General features: G+C 61.0%; 15 protein-coding genes and 4 pseudogenes. 12 read left to right on the forward strand and 7 right to left on the reverse strand.

The genetic code is table 11. The features are described 5' to 3' along the window. Positions 1-201 (reverse strand): annotated as a pseudogene (locus EVC45_RS41015) (IS110 family transposase); the annotation flags it as partial. A gap of 552 nt (positions 202-753) precedes the next feature. Between EVC45_RS41015 and EVC45_RS41020 the strand changes: the two are divergent. After that, positions 754-1,113 (forward strand): hypothetical protein, encoded by a 360-nt coding sequence (locus tag EVC45_RS41020; protein ID WP_129963803.1) that lies wholly within the window; start codon positions 754-756, stop codon positions 1,111-1,113. A gap of 585 nt (positions 1,114-1,698) precedes the next feature. Here EVC45_RS41020 and EVC45_RS41025 read toward each other — a convergent pair. Both EVC45_RS41025 and EVC45_RS47805 read right to left on the reverse strand, forming a co-directional pair. After that, positions 1,699-1,965 (reverse strand): annotated as a pseudogene (locus EVC45_RS41025) (SET domain-containing protein); the annotation flags it as partial. Further along, the gene (locus EVC45_RS47805) at positions 1,947-2,393 is read right to left on the reverse strand and encodes an ABC transporter substrate-binding protein (protein ID WP_129963805.1); all 447 of its coding nucleotides are present in this window, start codon (positions 2,391-2,393) and stop codon (positions 1,947-1,949) included. The gene EVC45_RS47805 and the pseudogene EVC45_RS41025, both read right to left, overlap by 19 nt. 441 nt (positions 2,394-2,834) lie before the next feature. Between EVC45_RS47805 and ahpC the strand changes: the two genes are divergently transcribed. The 9 genes and pseudogenes from ahpC to EVC45_RS41075 all read left to right on the forward strand — a co-directional run bounded on the left by ahpC (position 2,835) and on the right by EVC45_RS41075 (position 11,310). Further along, positions 2,835-3,398, forward strand: coding sequence for an alkyl hydroperoxide reductase subunit C (gene ahpC, locus EVC45_RS41035; protein ID WP_129963806.1), 564 nt, complete (start codon positions 2,835-2,837; stop codon positions 3,396-3,398). Positions 3,399-3,646: 248 nt separating this feature from the next. Next, entirely contained in the window at positions 3,647-3,988 is a 342-nt protein-coding gene (locus tag EVC45_RS41040) for a hypothetical protein (RefSeq protein WP_129963807.1), read from the forward strand. Positions 3,989-4,148: 160 nt separating this feature from the next. Then, positions 4,149-4,575, forward strand: a pseudogene (locus EVC45_RS41045) (pyridoxal-phosphate dependent enzyme); the annotation flags it as partial. 26 nt (positions 4,576-4,601) lie between these two features. After that, entirely contained in the window at positions 4,602-4,952 is a 351-nt protein-coding gene (locus EVC45_RS41050; protein WP_129963808.1) for a hypothetical protein, read from the forward strand. 282 nt (positions 4,953-5,234) lie between these two features. Beyond that, on the forward strand, positions 5,235-6,440 hold the full coding sequence (locus tag EVC45_RS41055; RefSeq protein WP_129963817.1) for an SfnB family sulfur acquisition oxidoreductase: 1,206 nt from the start codon (positions 5,235-5,237) through the stop codon (positions 6,438-6,440). Next, positions 6,440-7,804 carry an LLM class flavin-dependent oxidoreductase gene (locus tag EVC45_RS41060; protein ID WP_129963809.1) on the forward strand — a complete coding sequence of 455 codons (1,365 nt, stop codon included), beginning with the start codon at positions 6,440-6,442 and terminating at the stop codon, positions 7,802-7,804. The genes EVC45_RS41055 and EVC45_RS41060 overlap by 1 nt, the downstream gene beginning before the upstream one ends. 295 nt (positions 7,805-8,099) lie before the next feature. Continuing rightward, positions 8,100-8,351 (forward strand): hypothetical protein, encoded by a 252-nt coding sequence (locus EVC45_RS41065; RefSeq protein ID WP_129963810.1) that lies wholly within the window; start codon positions 8,100-8,102, stop codon positions 8,349-8,351. A 232-nt stretch (positions 8,352-8,583) separates the two neighbouring features. Next, positions 8,584-10,083, forward strand: coding sequence for an MFS transporter (locus tag EVC45_RS41070; protein ID WP_129963811.1), 1,500 nt, complete (start codon positions 8,584-8,586; stop codon positions 10,081-10,083). 165 nt (positions 10,084-10,248) lie between these two features. Then, entirely contained in the window at positions 10,249-11,310 is a 1,062-nt protein-coding gene (locus EVC45_RS41075; RefSeq protein WP_129963812.1) for an LLM class flavin-dependent oxidoreductase, read from the forward strand. A gap of 40 nt (positions 11,311-11,350) precedes the next feature. Here the strand turns inward: EVC45_RS41075 and EVC45_RS41080 are convergent, their stop codons facing one another. From EVC45_RS41080 to EVC45_RS41095, 4 genes are read right to left on the reverse strand one after another with little or no spacing between them, the layout of a single operon-like run. Beyond that, positions 11,351-12,565, reverse strand: a complete 1,215-nt coding sequence (locus EVC45_RS41080; protein ID WP_129963813.1) for an acyl-CoA dehydrogenase family protein — start codon at positions 12,563-12,565, stop codon at positions 11,351-11,353. A gap of 10 nt (positions 12,566-12,575) precedes the next feature. Continuing rightward, positions 12,576-13,580, reverse strand: coding sequence for an NrtA/SsuA/CpmA family ABC transporter substrate-binding protein (locus EVC45_RS41085; RefSeq protein ID WP_129963814.1), 1,005 nt, complete (start codon positions 13,578-13,580; stop codon positions 12,576-12,578). 35 nt (positions 13,581-13,615) lie between these two features. After that, positions 13,616-14,359: an ABC transporter ATP-binding protein gene (locus tag EVC45_RS41090; RefSeq protein WP_129963815.1), complete on the reverse strand. Its 744-nt coding sequence runs from the start codon at positions 14,357-14,359 to the stop codon at positions 13,616-13,618. Then, on the reverse strand, positions 14,349-15,194 hold the full coding sequence (locus tag EVC45_RS41095; RefSeq protein ID WP_129963816.1) for an ABC transporter permease subunit: 846 nt from the start codon (positions 15,192-15,194) through the stop codon (positions 14,349-14,351). Before EVC45_RS41095 ends, EVC45_RS41090 begins: the two co-directional genes overlap by 11 nt. A 278-nt stretch (positions 15,195-15,472) precedes the next feature. Here EVC45_RS41095 and EVC45_RS41100 point away from each other — a divergent pair. Further along, a pseudogene (locus EVC45_RS41100) lies at positions 15,473-15,726 on the forward strand (aminotransferase class V-fold PLP-dependent enzyme); the annotation flags it as partial. A gap of 20 nt (positions 15,727-15,746) precedes the next feature. After that, positions 15,747-15,878: a hypothetical protein gene (locus EVC45_RS47810; protein ID WP_306770860.1), complete on the forward strand. Its 132-nt coding sequence runs from the start codon at positions 15,747-15,749 to the stop codon at positions 15,876-15,878. Positions 15,879-16,315 lie beyond the last annotated feature (437 nt).

Here is a 16,315-nt window from a genome sequence, read left to right on the forward strand (position 1 = left end):
ATAGCCGCATGGCCCTGCTTCGTAGACGATGCGAACGTGCGTCGCCTTGGACTGCATGCGCTGGCACAGGCGATCGATGTCAGTCTTCGAAGTGCCGATCTTGCCCAGCAATTCCACCTCGCCTATCCCGACGGCGTAGGCTGCCGTGATGGATTCCTTGTGGACATCCAGACCTACGTACACCGTGCTATCGTGTCCCATGCTGGCCTCCGTGCTGGAAATCGCCGGGTGTCGCCCTCGTGCACACCATGCGGCTCTGGCAGCAATGCTAACCCGCGTCTGGTTTCTCACGGCGGGCCAGCCACCACCTCACGGAAAGTCATACTGCCTCAACCGGTAGCTGCCGCACAAGCGCCGATACCCGAATGACGGCAAAGGTCGAACTCTGCTCCTTCAGACGCGGGGTTGGATGACCGTAACGCCCCGGATAGCCGCCCGTGAAGCTGAGCCATACACGTGACGGTGGGGGGGAGGGCGCCGCTGCGCAAGCGCGCCCCGAGTAAGTCCGCAAGAGCGCGCTCGCAGCACGCCGATTCGCGACACGTCTACTTGCATGTTGCGAGCCATTCGCCATTTGAGAATACTCTTCCGCCATCATCTTGTAATGCAAAAGAAAGCATTTACCATCGGTTAATGTGCGTGGGTACAGGAACGCGTAGAGCGTTCGCGCAGTCGCCACGGGTTGCCGACTTGCAGCTGACAAAACTATACCGACGTCGGTTGACCGGGGCATCAGACAGAAGGGTGATTGCGATGAAAAAGCGATTCGGTCGCGGCGCGCGACTTGTCGCCCTCGCTGGTCTTGCATGTCTGCCAATAGCGAAGGGCCATGCGGACGATGTCTGTCCGACCTACGTGGTACTACCCTCCGGGACTGTCTTCGACGTAGCGAAAATGATCGACGATAGCGGCTCGGCGGCGGCGGCGCTTTCAAAGGTCCGTATCGACCTGCTGCAGATCAGCCGGTACGGAGGCTGTACGAGCGTGGTGAATACGCCACGACATGCGGAGTGCGAAGAAATCGTCGCCGCCGCGGAAAAAGCGATCGTTGCTTTGGAAAGTTGTGCCAGGGCCGACTCACTGGATGCCGATATGGGTAAGAGGCGAAAGTAGCCGATACGGGAATGCGCCACGAAACTCGCCTAGGCTGCTCCTTAGCGGATTCGTGGCGCCCCGACGCCCAGCGCGCATGGGTTGGTCCAGCGCCATCCGGAGCCACTCGCCGCAATCGCGGATTCCCACTGCGCGCGGGTGATTTCAAGACGGCTTAGAATCTGGACCGCCAGAAAGGTCGGTATCGCGGGATTGGGTCCGTAAAGGCTCCCAAGCCGGATAGTGCTGAAGTTGGATCTCTGTAGCTTGATTACCGAACCCTTTCCCTGGCTGATCTTCGCACCGCATGCGCGCTGCAGCCTGAAGAAGCGGCTGCCCAATGACCCGAACACGCCCTGAGCCAGTCCGCCAAGTGGTTTCAGAGGAACGCGCAACGCCCTGGATAGCCGACCTTGAAGCTAAACCATGCACGTCACGGTGGAGGGGGGGCGCCTGTCGACCGGCAATGCGCGCAAAACTATAGCAATCGGGCGCCCCTCTGTGCCGCCAGGAGGCCATGCCCAGATATCGGCGCGCGCTGTGTCTGTATCGGACGCCGGAGACATCGCGCATCGGATCGTCTGCGCTGCCCAGGACCACGCCGAGTCAGCGTTGCTTGCCCAGCATGGTTCGACGACCTGCTGACGTGCCGCAATGGCATGTGTACTGGGCACGAATGTCGTTGGTGACCGCCCCGTCGACTGCCAGGCCGTAGTCGATGAAGAGTTCCTCTCCGGGTGCGATAGCGGCGAGCGCGTGAATGAACACCCGCTCGCCCGTCTCGATGGCTTCGCAGTTAGGGGAGCAGGCATGATTCAGGAAGCGGGCGCTGTTGCCACCCCGGCTGCCGTCGATCACACGCCCATCGGCAAGCTCGCGAGGTAGTCGGCCGGCACGATATACAGATAGCCAGCGATCTTGTTGGCGAACGCGCCGTCCGGCGCCTTCAACTTGAATACGACAGTGAGCGGGTCAGGCGTTTCCACCGATTCGACGACCGGCGCGAAGAACGGGCGGCGCGTGCTCTTGCTGCGTGGGTCGAGAATGTGGTCGAGTGACGCCTTCACGTCGCGCGACGTGAGTGTCGCGCCATTGTGAAACTTGACGTTGGGGCGGAGTTTGTACGTGAACACCCGAGCGTCGCTAGAGACTGTCAGGCTCGTCGCAAGACGCGGGACGAGATTGCCCTTGATATCGAAACCGTAGAGCGTGTCGTAAATCTGCCATCCGTAGCGCAGCGAATCGCCGCTCACGGCTACGAGTCCGTCGAGGTTGTAGAACTCCTTTTCAACGCCGATCACGACCGTATCGCGATCGACTGCCCGTGCGGCGCCCGTTGCGTGGGACGGCGCGACAACAGCGCAGGAGAGAGGGCGGCCGCCAGTGCGAGTCCGCGAAAGAAGGTCGAAGTCTTATGCATGATTGGACGGTGACGATAGTGCAGAGATAGCGTTGACGCTGTGACGGGCACTCGATTGGGAACTGTCGATGATCGCGTGTCCGACACCGATTCGGCAACGACGGAAATGAGATATCGATATCAATGTGCGCTTCAGGTGTTTTTCAGTGAACGTCATGTGAATTGTTCGTGAGGGTGGAGACGGCTCATGGAACCAGCCTGGTTCATCCAACGACGAACAGATCGGCATTTGCTTTTGCAAAATGCTTATTTCTCTTGTCTCCGCAAGCCAGATAACGTTCAACGACATCTTTAACTGTTTCTCAAACGTTCAAGGAAAGTTATGTCTCTGATCAATACCCAGGTTAAGCCGTTCGAGTCGACTGCGTACCACCGCGGTGAATTCGTGCCCGTCAGCGAAGAAAATTTCAAGGGGAAATGGTCCGTCGTGGTCTTCTATCCCGCTGATTTCACGTTCGTGTGCCCAACGGAGCTGGGCGACCTCGCTGATAACTATGCCGAGTTCCAGAAGCTTGGCGTCGAAATTTACGGCGTGTCGACGGACACGCATTTCACGCATAAGGCCTGGCACGATACGTCGGATACGATCAGCAAGGTGCAATACCCTCTGGTTGGCGATCCGACGGCGACGCTCGCCCGCAACTTCGACGTGCTGATCGAGGAGGAAGGGCTAGCCTTGCGCGGCACGTTTGTGATCAACCCCGCAGGTCAGATCAAACTCTACGAAGTGCACGACAACGGTATTGGCCGTGACGCCAAGGAACTGTTGCGCAAGGTGCAGGCCGTGCAATATGTCGCGTCGCATCCAGGCGAAGTCTGCCCGGCCAAATGGACGCCCGGCGCCGAAACGCTGACGCCGTCGCTTGATCTGGTAGGCAAGATCTGACTGTCGATCTGGCTGATCTGGAGGGAGCGAAAACCGGGCGCGTGACTTTGCGCCTGTCTACGATCTCGCTGTCAAGCCGACTGTGCGTGGCGTTGGCTCCGGGCCATCACAGGATGGACCCGCAAGCTCTTATGACGTCTGCATTGACAGGCAGGGAGGGCCACCTGTCGAATCAGCCTCGTCGCAAACCGCGCTGAACGCGGAAGTCTCAACCGCGTCGTTGATTTCCAAACCGTCATGGCGACCCTATGAACAAGGATCCGTTGATCGAAAGTCTGCTGCTGAAAATGCGCTATAACCGCGTCTACACCGCTGCCACCTTCGCCCGGCTGTTCGGCGAATCGGAGAAGGCCGTGAACGCCGCGCTCGCTACGCTGGTTGATGAGGGTAAGGTGCGCACCTGCACCAACGCGCGGCGCGATGTGGGCTACTGTCTGGCCGGCGCTGCCCCGTTGCCCAGGGCGACGGCACTCTCCGAGGTGACGACGGTAGCCACGCCGTCTTTGACGCGCCGAATAGATGGCGTGCTGAAGGGCTACGACCGCGAACTTGACGCGCATCGTTCGCTTGCGATGCTCGTGCGCCGCTGAGTTGGACTAAAGGCAAGCGTCCGATATCTTTTACAGGCCGATTTAACCACTCGGCTTTCACGTCTAGCTCGTTCTCGCGAATCGCGAGCTTTTTGTGGCCTGGACCCGATCGTCCAGGCCATTTTTTTGGTTTTGGTTTTGGTTTGCTCGTGTTTTTGCCGGCGATTTCGACATCCTCGTGTCAGGCGTCGGCACAGGTGGCACGAGCACCGCCATTTTGCGCTTCTTCAAGCAAACCAACGGCAAGCCGATACTCCCTGCCGCGGTCGAGCCCGCTGCCAGCCCGATCCTCACGCAGACGCGAGCCGGTGAGCCACTCAAGCCGGCGCCGCACAAGATCCAGGGTATTGGTGCGGGGTTCGTTCCCGCTGTTCTGGATCTCTCTCTCGTCGATGTCATCGAACAGGTCACCAATAAAGAGTCGATCCTGTACGCACAACGCCTTGCATGAGAAGAGGGCATACTTTCAGGGATTTCATCTGGCGCGGCCGTGGCCGTGCGTCGTCATTCTGCCCGACTCAGGCGAGCGATATATGAGCACCGTTCTGTATGACGGACTTTTCGACGCACAGGGAATCGGTTCGTAACCGGCACACTTTCGCAGGAGAGGGGAATGGCGACATATGCAATAGAAAGACAATCTCTGGAGCAGGTCGCCCACTTCCTCGCGGGACGATTCGATCGGGACGTTCACATCGTCGAACATGAATCGCGCGAAGGGACGCTCACCGGGCTAATGGTCAATAACCCACGCGGGCCCGATACGCCCGCTATCCTGCTTCTTTTCCCGCAGGACCTGTTCGCCAGATACGAAGGACTGACGCACGCCGCCCAGGCAGATTTCAGATTCCGATGCAATGCGAAGCTGGTCGGTGCATTGCTCATCTACGAACGTATTCGTGCAGCCGGTGAACTCAGATCTCCGCAATCCTACGTGATCGAATTTGGCGAGGAACTTCTCTAAGCCGCCGAATCCACAGCCCGACCCACACGCTGAGCCTCTCAAACGTGGCCAGAAGCGCGGCCGATCCGGCGAGCACGCGTGGCCTGCTAAACATCGAAGAATTTGTTGGTTCAACGCACTTCACGGATGACGTATGGTTCGACATGCGTCACGGCGATCAAGCGGCGTGATGCAAGCTGGACCCGGCAGCAACGGAGCGCATCGCGCGCGAAACGCCTACGCCGTGGTCCAGCCCATAGACTCGCAGGGAATCTTGATGATGGCACGCTCGATCGGCCCGTACTGGGAGACTCGACGCGCGTAAGGCCCGAACAGATCGCGGATGACGCACAGGCTTTGCAAGCCGCTCAACGCCTTGCCGAAGTCTTCGCAGCCGAAGCGGCGGCGCGTGATCGCGAGCGCCGGCTGCCGTGGGCCGAGCTCGACGCGTTCGTGGCAAGCGGTCTGTGGGGTATCACCGTGCCACGGCAATATGGCGGCGCTGGCGTTGGCAGCAGGACGCTCGCGGAAGTGACGGCGATCATTGCCGCGGCCGATGGCTCATTGGGCCAGATTCCGCAAAATCATTTCTATGCACTCGAAGTGCTGCGTGTCGGCGGGAGACCGGACCAGCAGCGCTTTTTCTACGAACGCGTACTGGCGGGAGACCGATTCGGCAACGCGCTCGCGGAGATCGGGCATAAAGACTTCAAGCGCCGCACGCGGCTCACGCGTAGCGCGACCGGCTGGCAAATCGATGGCCGCAAGTTCTATTGCACAGGCGCGCTATTCGCGCACTGGATTCCGACGCAAGTGATCGGCGAAGAAGAGGGGCGTGATGTCACGTATCTGGTGTTCGTGCCGCGCGACGCGCCAGGCGTCGAAGTGATCGATGATTGGGACGGGTTCGGGCAACGCGTCACGGGTAGTGGTTCGGTGCAGTTCAGTCAGGTGCGCGTCGAGCCGGAGTGGATCGTGCCGTTTCAGGCATCGTTCGAACGCCCCACTACGATCGGGCCATTCGCGCAGATCATCCATGCAGCGATTGATCTGGGGCAGGCGCGCGGGGCACTTCACGCGGCCTTGCAGTTCGTGCGAGAGCGTTCGCGGCCGTGGATCGACGCGAAGGTGGAACACGCGTCGCAGGATCCGCTGACCATCACCCAATTCGGTGATCTCGCCGTTCGGTTGAGCGCGGCAGAAGCGCTGGTGCGCCGGGCCGGGCGCTTCGTCGATGCGGCCCAGGCCGAGCCAACCGAGCGTTCGGTCGCGCACGCATCGGTCGCCGTGGCCGAAGCGCGCGCGCTCACCACGACGGTCTCGCTGGACGCGGGCTCGCGCCTGTTCGAACTCGCCGGCACGGCCGCGACGCTCGACGATCTCGGCCTCGACCGGTTCTGGCGTAATGCGCGCACGCACACGCTGCATGATCCCGTGCGCTGGAAGTATCACGCCGTCGGCAATTTCTATCTCAACGACAAACTGCCGCCGAGGCACGGAGCCTTGTGATGGCAAAAAAGCAGATCCTGCTCAACGCGTTCAACATGAATTGCGTGGGCCATATCAACCATGGATTGTGGACCCATCCGCGCGACCGCTCTCTCGACTACCGAACGCTTCCATACTGGACCGACCTCGCGCGCACGCTCGAGCGCGGACTGTTCGACGGACTTTTTCTGGCTGACATCGTGGGCGTCTACGACGTCTATCAACACAACGTCGACGTGACGCTGCGCGAGTCCATTCAGCTTCCCGTCAACGATCCCACGCTTCTCATTTCGGCGATGGCCGCCGTCACCGAGCATCTCGGCTTCGGCGTAACGGTCAACCTGACTTACGAGCAGCCGTATCTGCTGGCGCGACGTTTCTCGACGCTCGATCATCTGACCCAAGGAAGAATCGGCTGGAATATCGTGACCGGCTATCTCGACAGCGCGGCGCGGGCGATGGGACTCGAAAGGCAGTTGCCGCACGACGAGCGTTACGATCGCGCGAACGAATATCTCGACGTGTTGTACAAGCTCTGGGAAGGAAGCTGGGAAGCCGACGCAGTGTTGCGCGACAAGTCCGGGCGGGTGTACGCCGATCCCGCGAAGGTTCACAAGGTTCGACATGTCGGGCGCTATTACAACGTTGACGGTTATCACCTCGCGGAGCCGTCGCCGCAACGCACGCCGGTTCTTTTCCAGGCCGGCAGTTCAGGACGCGGCCAGCGTTTCGCCGCCCGCCACGCGGAATGCGTATTCATCTCACCGCCGAATCGGGCTGTTGCGCGCGAAACCGTCAGGACGCTGCGCGAGCAGCTCGTGGAAGCGGGACGGCGCCCCGACGACGTCAAGGTCTTTGCTGGCGCAGCTGTCGTAACGGGCGCAACCGAGCGCGAAGCACACGAGAAATACGCGGACTATTTGCGTTATGCGAGCCGCGAAGCAGGGCTTGCACATTTTGCTGCCAGTACGGGCATCGACTACGCCCAATACGATCTCGACGCGCCTGTCGACTACGCGCCCACCAATGCAATCGAGTCCGCCACGCGCACTGCGAAGCAGCACGGCTGGACGCGCCGTAAGCTGCTCGAGATGTTCGAACTGGGAGGCCGGTATCCGGCCATCGTGGGCAGCGCTGCGCAGGTTGCGGATGAACTACAGGGCTGGGTCGACGAAACTGGTATTGACGGCTTCAATCTGAGCCGCACGGTTGTTCCGGAGAGCTACGAGGACTTCATCGATCATATCGTGCCCGAGCTTCAGAATCGCGGTCTGTACAAGACCGCTTATGCCGATGGAACGCTGCGACGAAAGTTGTTTGGCCATGACGATCAATTGCCCGAACAGCACACGGCCTCGAGCTTTCGGAAATTTGGTGGGCAATAAATCCAGACGCAGCGTTGCCATTGCGCTCAACGTTGTGCCTGACGATCCGTTCATTGACGACACATCGAAGCGCACGCGAAATCCAAATCGTGAATCGATATTGGCGCGAATGCGGCCATCCTGCCAATAATGAGTCTGCACTCCAACGACGCAGTATGACCGGGGAGATTGACCACGAGTACGTCTTTCATCCGCGCAACGCCGATGCTTCGCACGAGGTTATGTGCTAGTCGTGGCTCGGCGTGCTCGGAATAGTGGGCACGTCCGCGTGAGTTTCAGTAACACAGGAGGTGACATGCTGTTTTATCACCACGGGATAGCCGTCCAGCCGTCGGTCGTGAGAACCGGAAGTCTGTTCGTGGCTCGTGTATCGATTCTGGATGAGGACGGCGAAGCGACCACGCTGGGTGAGCTCGGACACTTCGCGAATGGGCACTCGGCGCTCGCTTTTGCAGTGCGATGCGGGACGGCATTCGCCGACCATCAGCCGTTGCCGAAGCCGCCTTGCGAGATCATGCGACTCCCCGAGGCAATGACGGCCGCTTAGTGCCTTTCAGGCACGCGGTATCGAAGTCGTCGACCACGCGAAGTCGACGCAGGTCCAAATCCAACCATCGATTGCGCATATCGAAAGCACCGAACGGACGAAGGCGCTGCGTCACGGATTGCCACACGGGCATCGTTCGATCCCGCGCTTTGCATATATTCAATCATCGTTTGGAAGACGACAGGCGCGTCGCTAGCATGCAGGAACTTTTGACTCGTGTTCGACAGCCATCATGTCTACCGTCGCTACTCCATCCACTCCGCTTGACGCGTCCGCGCAGCCGGAGATTTCCGGTCCCGCCGTGATCCGTTCGCCGCAGGATGTCGCGCGCATCGTCAACGCTGGTGCTGCCAAGGGCAGCAATGCGCGCATCGTGATCGCGATCGCGCTCGGCGGCGTCTTTCTCGATGCCTACGACCTGACCTCGCTCGCCTATGGCATCAAGGACATCGCGAAGCAGTTCGCGCTGACACCGGTGCAAGTGGGATTCGTATCGTCGGCGATCACGTTCGGCGCGATCCTCGGTGCACTGTTCGGCGGCTATCTGACCGACCGCATCGGGCGCTATCGCGTGTTCATGGCCGACATGCTGTTCTTTGTGGTCGCGGCAATTGCCGCCGGTCTCGCCCCCAACGCGTGGGTGCTCGGCGGCGCGCGCTTTCTGATGGGCTTCGGCGTCGGGCTCGATCTGCCCGTCGCGATGGCGTTTCTCGCGGAGTTTTCGCGCGTGGCGGGGCGCGGCAACAAGGCCGCGAGCGTGGCCGCCTGGTGCCCCGCGTGGTACGCGGCGACCAGCACCTGCTATCTGCTGATTCTCGGCCTTTACGCAATGCTGCCGCAGGAACACCTCGGCTGGCTGTGGCGCCTCACACTCGCATTCGGCGCGGTGCCCGCCATCGCCATCATTCTGGTGCGCAGCCGTTACATCAGCGAATCGCCCATCTGGGCGGCGAATCACGGCGACCTCGAAGGCGCGGCTCGTATCCTGAAGCGCTCTTACGGGATTGATGCCGTCGTCGAACATACGGGTAAGTCCGTTGCACGACCGCGCTCCGCATCCTGGCGCAATTACGGCGTGCTGTTCAATGCCACTTACCGCAGGCGCACGACACTTGCCGCCGTGATCGGCAGTGCGTCGTCGTTTGGCTATAACGCGATCGTTTTTGGTCTGCCCGTGATCATCACGAGCTTCTTCGCGCAAGGTCCCCTCACGACAATCATCGCGTCGCTCTCGCTGAACCTGCTGTTCGCGTTCGTCGGCGGGTTGATCGGTGTGCGCGCCGCGCCGACGGTCGGCGCGTGGAAGCTGACCGTGCTCGGACATTCGCTGCAATTCGCCTCGCTGATCGGACTCGCGCTAATTGGGCGACCCAGCGGTGGCGCGTTGGTGGTCGTGGCGATCCTGCTGCTGGGTGGCTATCTGTTCGGGCAGGGCTTCGGCCCCGGTTCGCATTCAATGACCTATGCGTCGCTCAGCTATCCGACTTCGCTGCGCGGCATCGGCGTCGGCTTCAATCAGACGCTGGTGCGCACGGCGTCCACGATTTCGCTGTTTCTGTTTCCCGTGCTGGCCGCCGCGCTCGGCACGAAGGTATTCTGGGTGATCGCGGTTGCGCCACTGACTTCGTTGTTGGTGCTGCTCGCTATCCGGTGGGAGCCTTCAGGTTACGACATCGACGCTGAAGACTATCAGGGTCTGCAACCGGCGGTGCCTGCCTCGCCGGCGCTCTGAAGCCAGGCTGCGTTGGCGCAGGTGCCGTCGAGTGGCCGTGCGCATGCGCCACGCGAGCCTTAATGCCTTTTCGCGAGTTCTATATCGATAGAAATTGGAAAGCGGCTGGCGCGGGCAAGGTTAGCATGGACGTTTTCTGTCTGCGCTTTACCACCTATCAAAACGATGTCAGCCAAACTTCCCCGCTTCGGCGTCTGGGCTCTCGTGCACGGCAGCCGTGCCGCATTGCAGGATCCAGCGGAACCCTACGACGCGTCGTGGGCCCGCAACAGGGCGCTCGTCATTGAGGCCGAGCGTCTCGGATTCGACTCAGTGCTCGTCGCCCAGCACACGATCAATCCGCATGACCCTTCGCTCGATCAACTCGAGGCATGGACCGCATCGGCGGCATTGGCGGCGCTCACGTCGCGCATTGAGATCATCGCTGCGATCAAGCCTTATCTGTATCACCCCGTCGTGCTTGCGAAGATGGCTCAGCAGATCGAGCACATCAGCAAAGGGCGCTTTGCGATCAACCTGGTGAACGCTTGGAATCGTCCAGAGCTCGAACGTGCCGGCATTGGCTTTCCTGAGCACGACGAGCGTTACGCTTACGGCCGCGAATGGATCGAAGTCGTTGCTGCGCTACTGAGAGGCGAAGTCGTGAATCATCACGGCGACAACTTCCGCATCGACGGATATCAATTGCATCCCGCCGATCCGTTTCGTGCGCGTCCGCGCATCTATGTCGGCGGCGAATCGGAGCCGGCGCGCGAACTGGTGGCGGCACACGGCGACGTATGGTTCATCAATGGTCAGCCGCACGACGACGTTGCGCGGCTCATCGCCGACGTCTCCGCTCGCGCGCGTCCTGCCGGGCAGCACGCGTTGCGTTTCGGTTTGTCGGCGTTTGTGATTGCGCGCGAAACGCAGGCGCAGGCAGAGGCTCATCTCGCGCATCTGTTCTCGTTGGCCGAGCTTGACAAGCCCCTGCGCGAGCGGCAGAAGGCCAATACCGATCCGAAAGCGGTGATGCACCAGACTTTTGCGCAATCGCCGCGGGTCGGTTCGAATGGCGGCACGGCAGCGGGGTTCGTCGGCGATTACGACACCGTGGCGCAGCGCATCGCCGCCTTCCACCGGGCGGGCATCGAACTCTTCATGCTGCAGTTCCAGCCTTTCGAAGCCGATATGCGCAGCTTTGCTGAAGAGGTCGTGCCGCGCGTTCGCCGGCTCCTTGCGGATTGAGCGGTTCTGGTCATGAATCGCGCGTCACGCGCATTCGCGATCAGAAGTACGCGCCGGTGGGTGGAAGCTGTCCGGTCAGCAGGTTCTGCCCGAGCAGCCGTTCCTTGTACAAGCGCGGATTGTGCGAAGCAATCACCTTGATGTTGCGCCAATGCCGGTCCAGCGCGCCTACTTGAGACACGACCGAGCCCGACCCGAGATCGATCAGCCAACTGGCGATCTGCGGCGCGAGATCGTCGATCACGACTTTGGCTTCGGCTGCCGAGAGCGTCGCGGCCAGTGTGGTTTCATATTCGTTGGCCGTTCCATAGTCATCCCACGCAAGCTGCAAGGCTGCCACAGCGCGGTCGGCCGTTGCCTCGACGCTGGCTGCGTAGGCGCGAATTCGACCAAGCAGCGTTTGCAGCACAGGTTCGCCGGCAGGATGCGCAGCATCGCCGTGATAGAAGTTACGCCCACGTGAGCGCAAGACGTCGACGGCGTCCAACGCAATACGCCTCACGATGCCTGCGATGCAGTTGGTCAGATAGACTTGGTGAAACGTGTATCCCCAAGGCGCTGCTTCGTCGGTTCGTGGCGGATCTGCCGGGTAGACATGAGCTGCGGGCACCGTCACCGCGTGAAACTTTGACGTGCCTGAAGCCGTCAGGCGCTGACCGAATCCTTGCCAGTCGTCATCGGTGCTGACGCCTTGCTCCCGGTCGAGCACGTATTGAACGGTCCTGCCCTCGCGGCTTTCCACCGCAACGCCAACGAATGCGTCGTTATAAAGGTTGCCGGTAGCGTAGACCTTCTCGCCTGAGCCGATATAGGCGAGCCGCGCTTCGTCCCACTCTAGCCGGCTCAGCACCCGGCTCGGGCGCGCGCCAGCCGCGATGGCGTCGCTTTCGGTGAAACTGAGGCCGATGGTTTTTTTGTTCCTTGTCAGATCGAGAACGTGCGCATGGAAAGGGTGATCCCGTCGTCTGAGCGCAGCCTCGACCTGCCAAAGATGATTGCGAAAAGCGTGAGCGATGTTCGAATCCGCCGCCGAGACGTCGCGAGCCACGACGAAAAGCTCGCTCAGCGACAGTCCACGCCCACCCGCATCGGCCGGCAGGCGCAGCGCGCCGAAGCTGAGATTCTTGAGTATCGCGACTTCCTCGTGCGGCCAATGATGATTGCGTTCCCGCTCTGCCGAAGTCGATGCGATATTCGCGATGATCCCGGCAAAGCCAAGTTTTGCGGACAAGGGTGAGACTAGTGGAATTCCCATTTGGCTCTCGTTAAACCTTGACGCTGTAATCCGCGACCTTGATTCGCGAGTTGATGATCTTGCGCTCCGCGAGCCAATCGGCGGCGCGTTGGAACTGCGCGATGAACGCAGTGTCGTCGGGTTCGTGGAACTGGTTGACGCGTTTGAGGCTCGTCAGATAGTCGCGCACCTGATCCGGATATCTGGCTTCCTGCTGCACGAGCTGTTCGGATTCGCCGGGATGCGCCGACTGCCACGCACCTTCGACGTAGTACGCATCGATGACCGCGCGAATCAGCTCCGAATTTTCTTCGGTAAATTTCCGGCGCGTCACGAGGGAGCTGTAATCGATCAGGAAATCGAGGTCGCGTCCTTCGTTGAAAATGTCCTTGGCATCGTTGGTATAGCGTGCGATGTCCACGCCAGGGGACCACATCGACCAGGCGTCGACCACGCCTTGCGCAAATGCCGGTGCGGCATCGGGCGGATTCAGGTAGACGAACTCGACCTTGCTGCGCTCGACATGATGCTTTTCGAGCGCTGCGATCAGGAGGAACTCGCCTAATCCCGACCGGTTGATCGCTATCTTGCGGCCCGCGAGATCGGCCACCGAATTGATACCGCTCGATTTCTTCACGATGATCGCCGTCGAGCGCGGCGAATAGACGTCGAAAGCGTTGAATACGAGCGGGGAGCCGGCCAGCATCGCGGCGAGCGCCGGCGTCGTCGATCCCCAGAAGCCAAAATCCGCGCTGCCACCGACGACTGCCTGAATCGACGGAGCATGATTCGGGAACGGTCCGACCCATTCCACCTTGATGCCCTTTGCAGCGAGGGTCTTTGCAAACACGCCGCGCTGTCTGGCAATGTCCGGCAGGCTGCCGTATCCCCAGCCGATACGAACCGTATCGGTGTTGCGTGTCAGCTTGCGCGGCTCGGCGGCGCGAGCGGGAAGCAGACTACCGACGGCGGCACCGGCCAGCAGGCCGCCCGCCGCGCGCAAAAGTTGGCGGCGGCTCAGCGAAGAATTGTTCATTCTTGTCAGGTCCTTGAGGTCATGCGGAAAGGCGTTCAGTGAGACTGAACGCCGAGCTCTTCGAGCAGGATCGACCGCAGTGCTTGTGGCGTATGGTTTTTGGGTTGGAAGGAAGCAGCGATGCGCCCTGAGCGCATCACCAGAATCCGGTCGGCGAGCGCGAGCGCCTCATCGACGTCATGCGTGACGAGCAGAACGCCGGGCTGATGACGTGCGACCAGTTCCTTGACGAGTCCATGCATCTTGATCCGCGTGAGCGCGTCGAGCGCCGCAAACGGTTCATCGAGCAGCAGCAATGCGGGATCGCGAACGAGGCCGCGCGCCAACGCCACGCGTTGCGCCTGGCCCCCGGACAGGTTGCGCGGCCAGTCGTCTTCCCGACCGGCAAGCCCGACTTCGGCTAACGCACGCGCCGCCCCGGCACGACCGACCAATGTTTCATGACCGAGCGCGACGTTCTCCCACAGCGTCGCCCACGGCAGTAGCCTGTGCTCCTGGAAAACGACGGAAGGGCGTTCGGGCGCGCTGATCTGGCCGGCGTCGGGCCGATCGAGCCCGGCCAGCGCACGCAGCAGGGTGGTCTTTCCACATCCACTTTCACCGAGCAGCGCGACGAATTCACCTGCGCGGATCTCGAGATCCAGAGCGTCGATCACGACCCGGCTGCCATAGTGGCGCCGCAGACCGCGCACCGATACTGCGAGAGACGACGGGTTCACTCGCTCCGCGGTGAGCGTCGCGATATCTGTCTCGCGGGACAACGCGAAATCAACGGACATGTAGGCTCCTTTTGGCGTAATTCGCGTGCCATGAGAGGAAGCGCGCTTCCAGCAGCCGCACTGACGCGTCTGCCGCGACGCCGATTATCGCGTAGATGATAATGGTCAACACAATGACATTGGTTTGCAGGAATTCGCGCGCATCCATCGCGAGGAAGCCGATGCCCTTCGTCGTCGCCAACGTTTCGGCGATGACGAGCGCGAGCCACGCATGAGCCAGCGCATAACGCACGCCAGTCAGGATCGATGGCATCGCGCCAGGCAGAATGATCCGTCGCACAATCGCGACTCGATCCAGCCCGATGACCTTCGCGAGCTCCATCAGCTTCGGGTCGATCTGACGAATGCCAAGCATGGTGTTGATATAGATGGGGAACAGCACCGCGAGCGCGACCAGGAAAATTTTCGCCACCTCGCCGACACCGAACCAGACGATGACGAGCGGCAGCATCGCGAGAAATGGAATCGCGCGCACCATCTGGATTGAACGATCGAGCAGTGCCTGCGCGAGCGGTGAGAAGCCGACCAGGATACCCAGCGCGAGTCCGATCGTTCCGCCGATTGCGAAGCCCGTCGCGGCACGCAACAGCGAAACACCGAGGTGAACGAACAGATCGCCGTTGCGGGCCAGATCGAATGCGGTTGCCGCGACGCTGCTCGGGGCTGGAAGAACCTGAGGCGAGATGACTCCAATGAGCGTCGCAATTTGCCAGAGCACCAGCACCAGTGCTGGAACGATCCACGAAATCCACTTGTAGAGCGTGCCCTTCGAGACGGCCGGCGACAACCGGGTCGAAGTGAGATGGCTGTTGCGAGAATCAGTGATGTCAGCCATTTTGTTCCAGATAAACATTCAAAAAGATTGCTCCGGAATGGAGCCAGTACGGGGCAACCCACTTCAGGGCGAATTCATTTCGCGTTGCGATTCATATAAGGAACATTTACTGAAAAAAGGGGATAGCTCTCGTAGTTCGAGCTTGCAATTAGAGGCCGACTGCCATTGCGATGACAAACAGTTTTTTATTCTTTCCTTTCCAGCTCCGGCGCATTGCTCGAAGTTGCCGGCACGTGGCGGCCGTGCGATCGCGGCGCACTCCATCGGTCGCGCCGTCCGCCCATCCGCCCTTCGACGTGAACGCCGTGCGGCGCAATTTCCCGATCCTGCACGAGCAGGTCAACTACAGGCAGCTGATCTGGTTCGACAATGCGGCGACCACGCACAAGCCGCAGGCGGTGATCGACCGGCTGGCCTGGTTCCACGCGCACGAGAATTCCAATATCCACCGGGCCGCGTATACGTTGGCGGGCCGGCGACCGATGCCTACGAAGGGGCGCGCGAGACCGTGCGGCGCCACATCAGTGCTTCGCCGGGGCCGGCGACGAAATCGTGCTGTCCCAGCCAATTTTGCGGCGCTACGGTCTCGAGGCGACGGTGCGGCCCTCGCTTGCTTTCTACAACACCTGTGACGAAGTCGACTCGATGATCGCCGTGCTGCGCAGGCTGGCCTCGCGCCGCTAGCCCGGTCATGCGCATCGGCGCATCGGCGCGCCGCAAGCCCACCCCTCAGGCCCACCTTTGCGTGGGCCTTTTGTTTGTGCGCCCAGCATGGGCGCACTCCTGCGGGTGTAAGTCCCGCCATAAGCTGGTCATAGCGAATGAAGTGAAGCGCAACTGCACGAGGGCGACCGGGTGTGGGGAGGAAGCGTGGAGCGTAAATCGCGAGCCGATGAACAAGAACCGTATAGAAGGCGCTGCCGGGCAGGGCGAGTGGGCAAACAACCACAAAGCTCTCGTGACCAAGGCGAAGCGGCGTAGATACGGCGGTTGTGCGATGAAGGAGTGCGTTCTCCCCAACGGGGGCTAGGCCTTCGGCCGTCGTACCTGGGGAGATCTCGCCTCATGCCTGAAAGGGCGACGGCGTCGAGCCGGAGCGAGAAGTCAGCAGAGGCCGTAGT

The sequence above is a fragment of the Paraburkholderia sp. UYCP14C genome (genome assembly GCF_004197395.1).
Classification (GTDB): Bacteria; Pseudomonadota; Gammaproteobacteria; order Burkholderiales; family Burkholderiaceae; genus Paraburkholderia.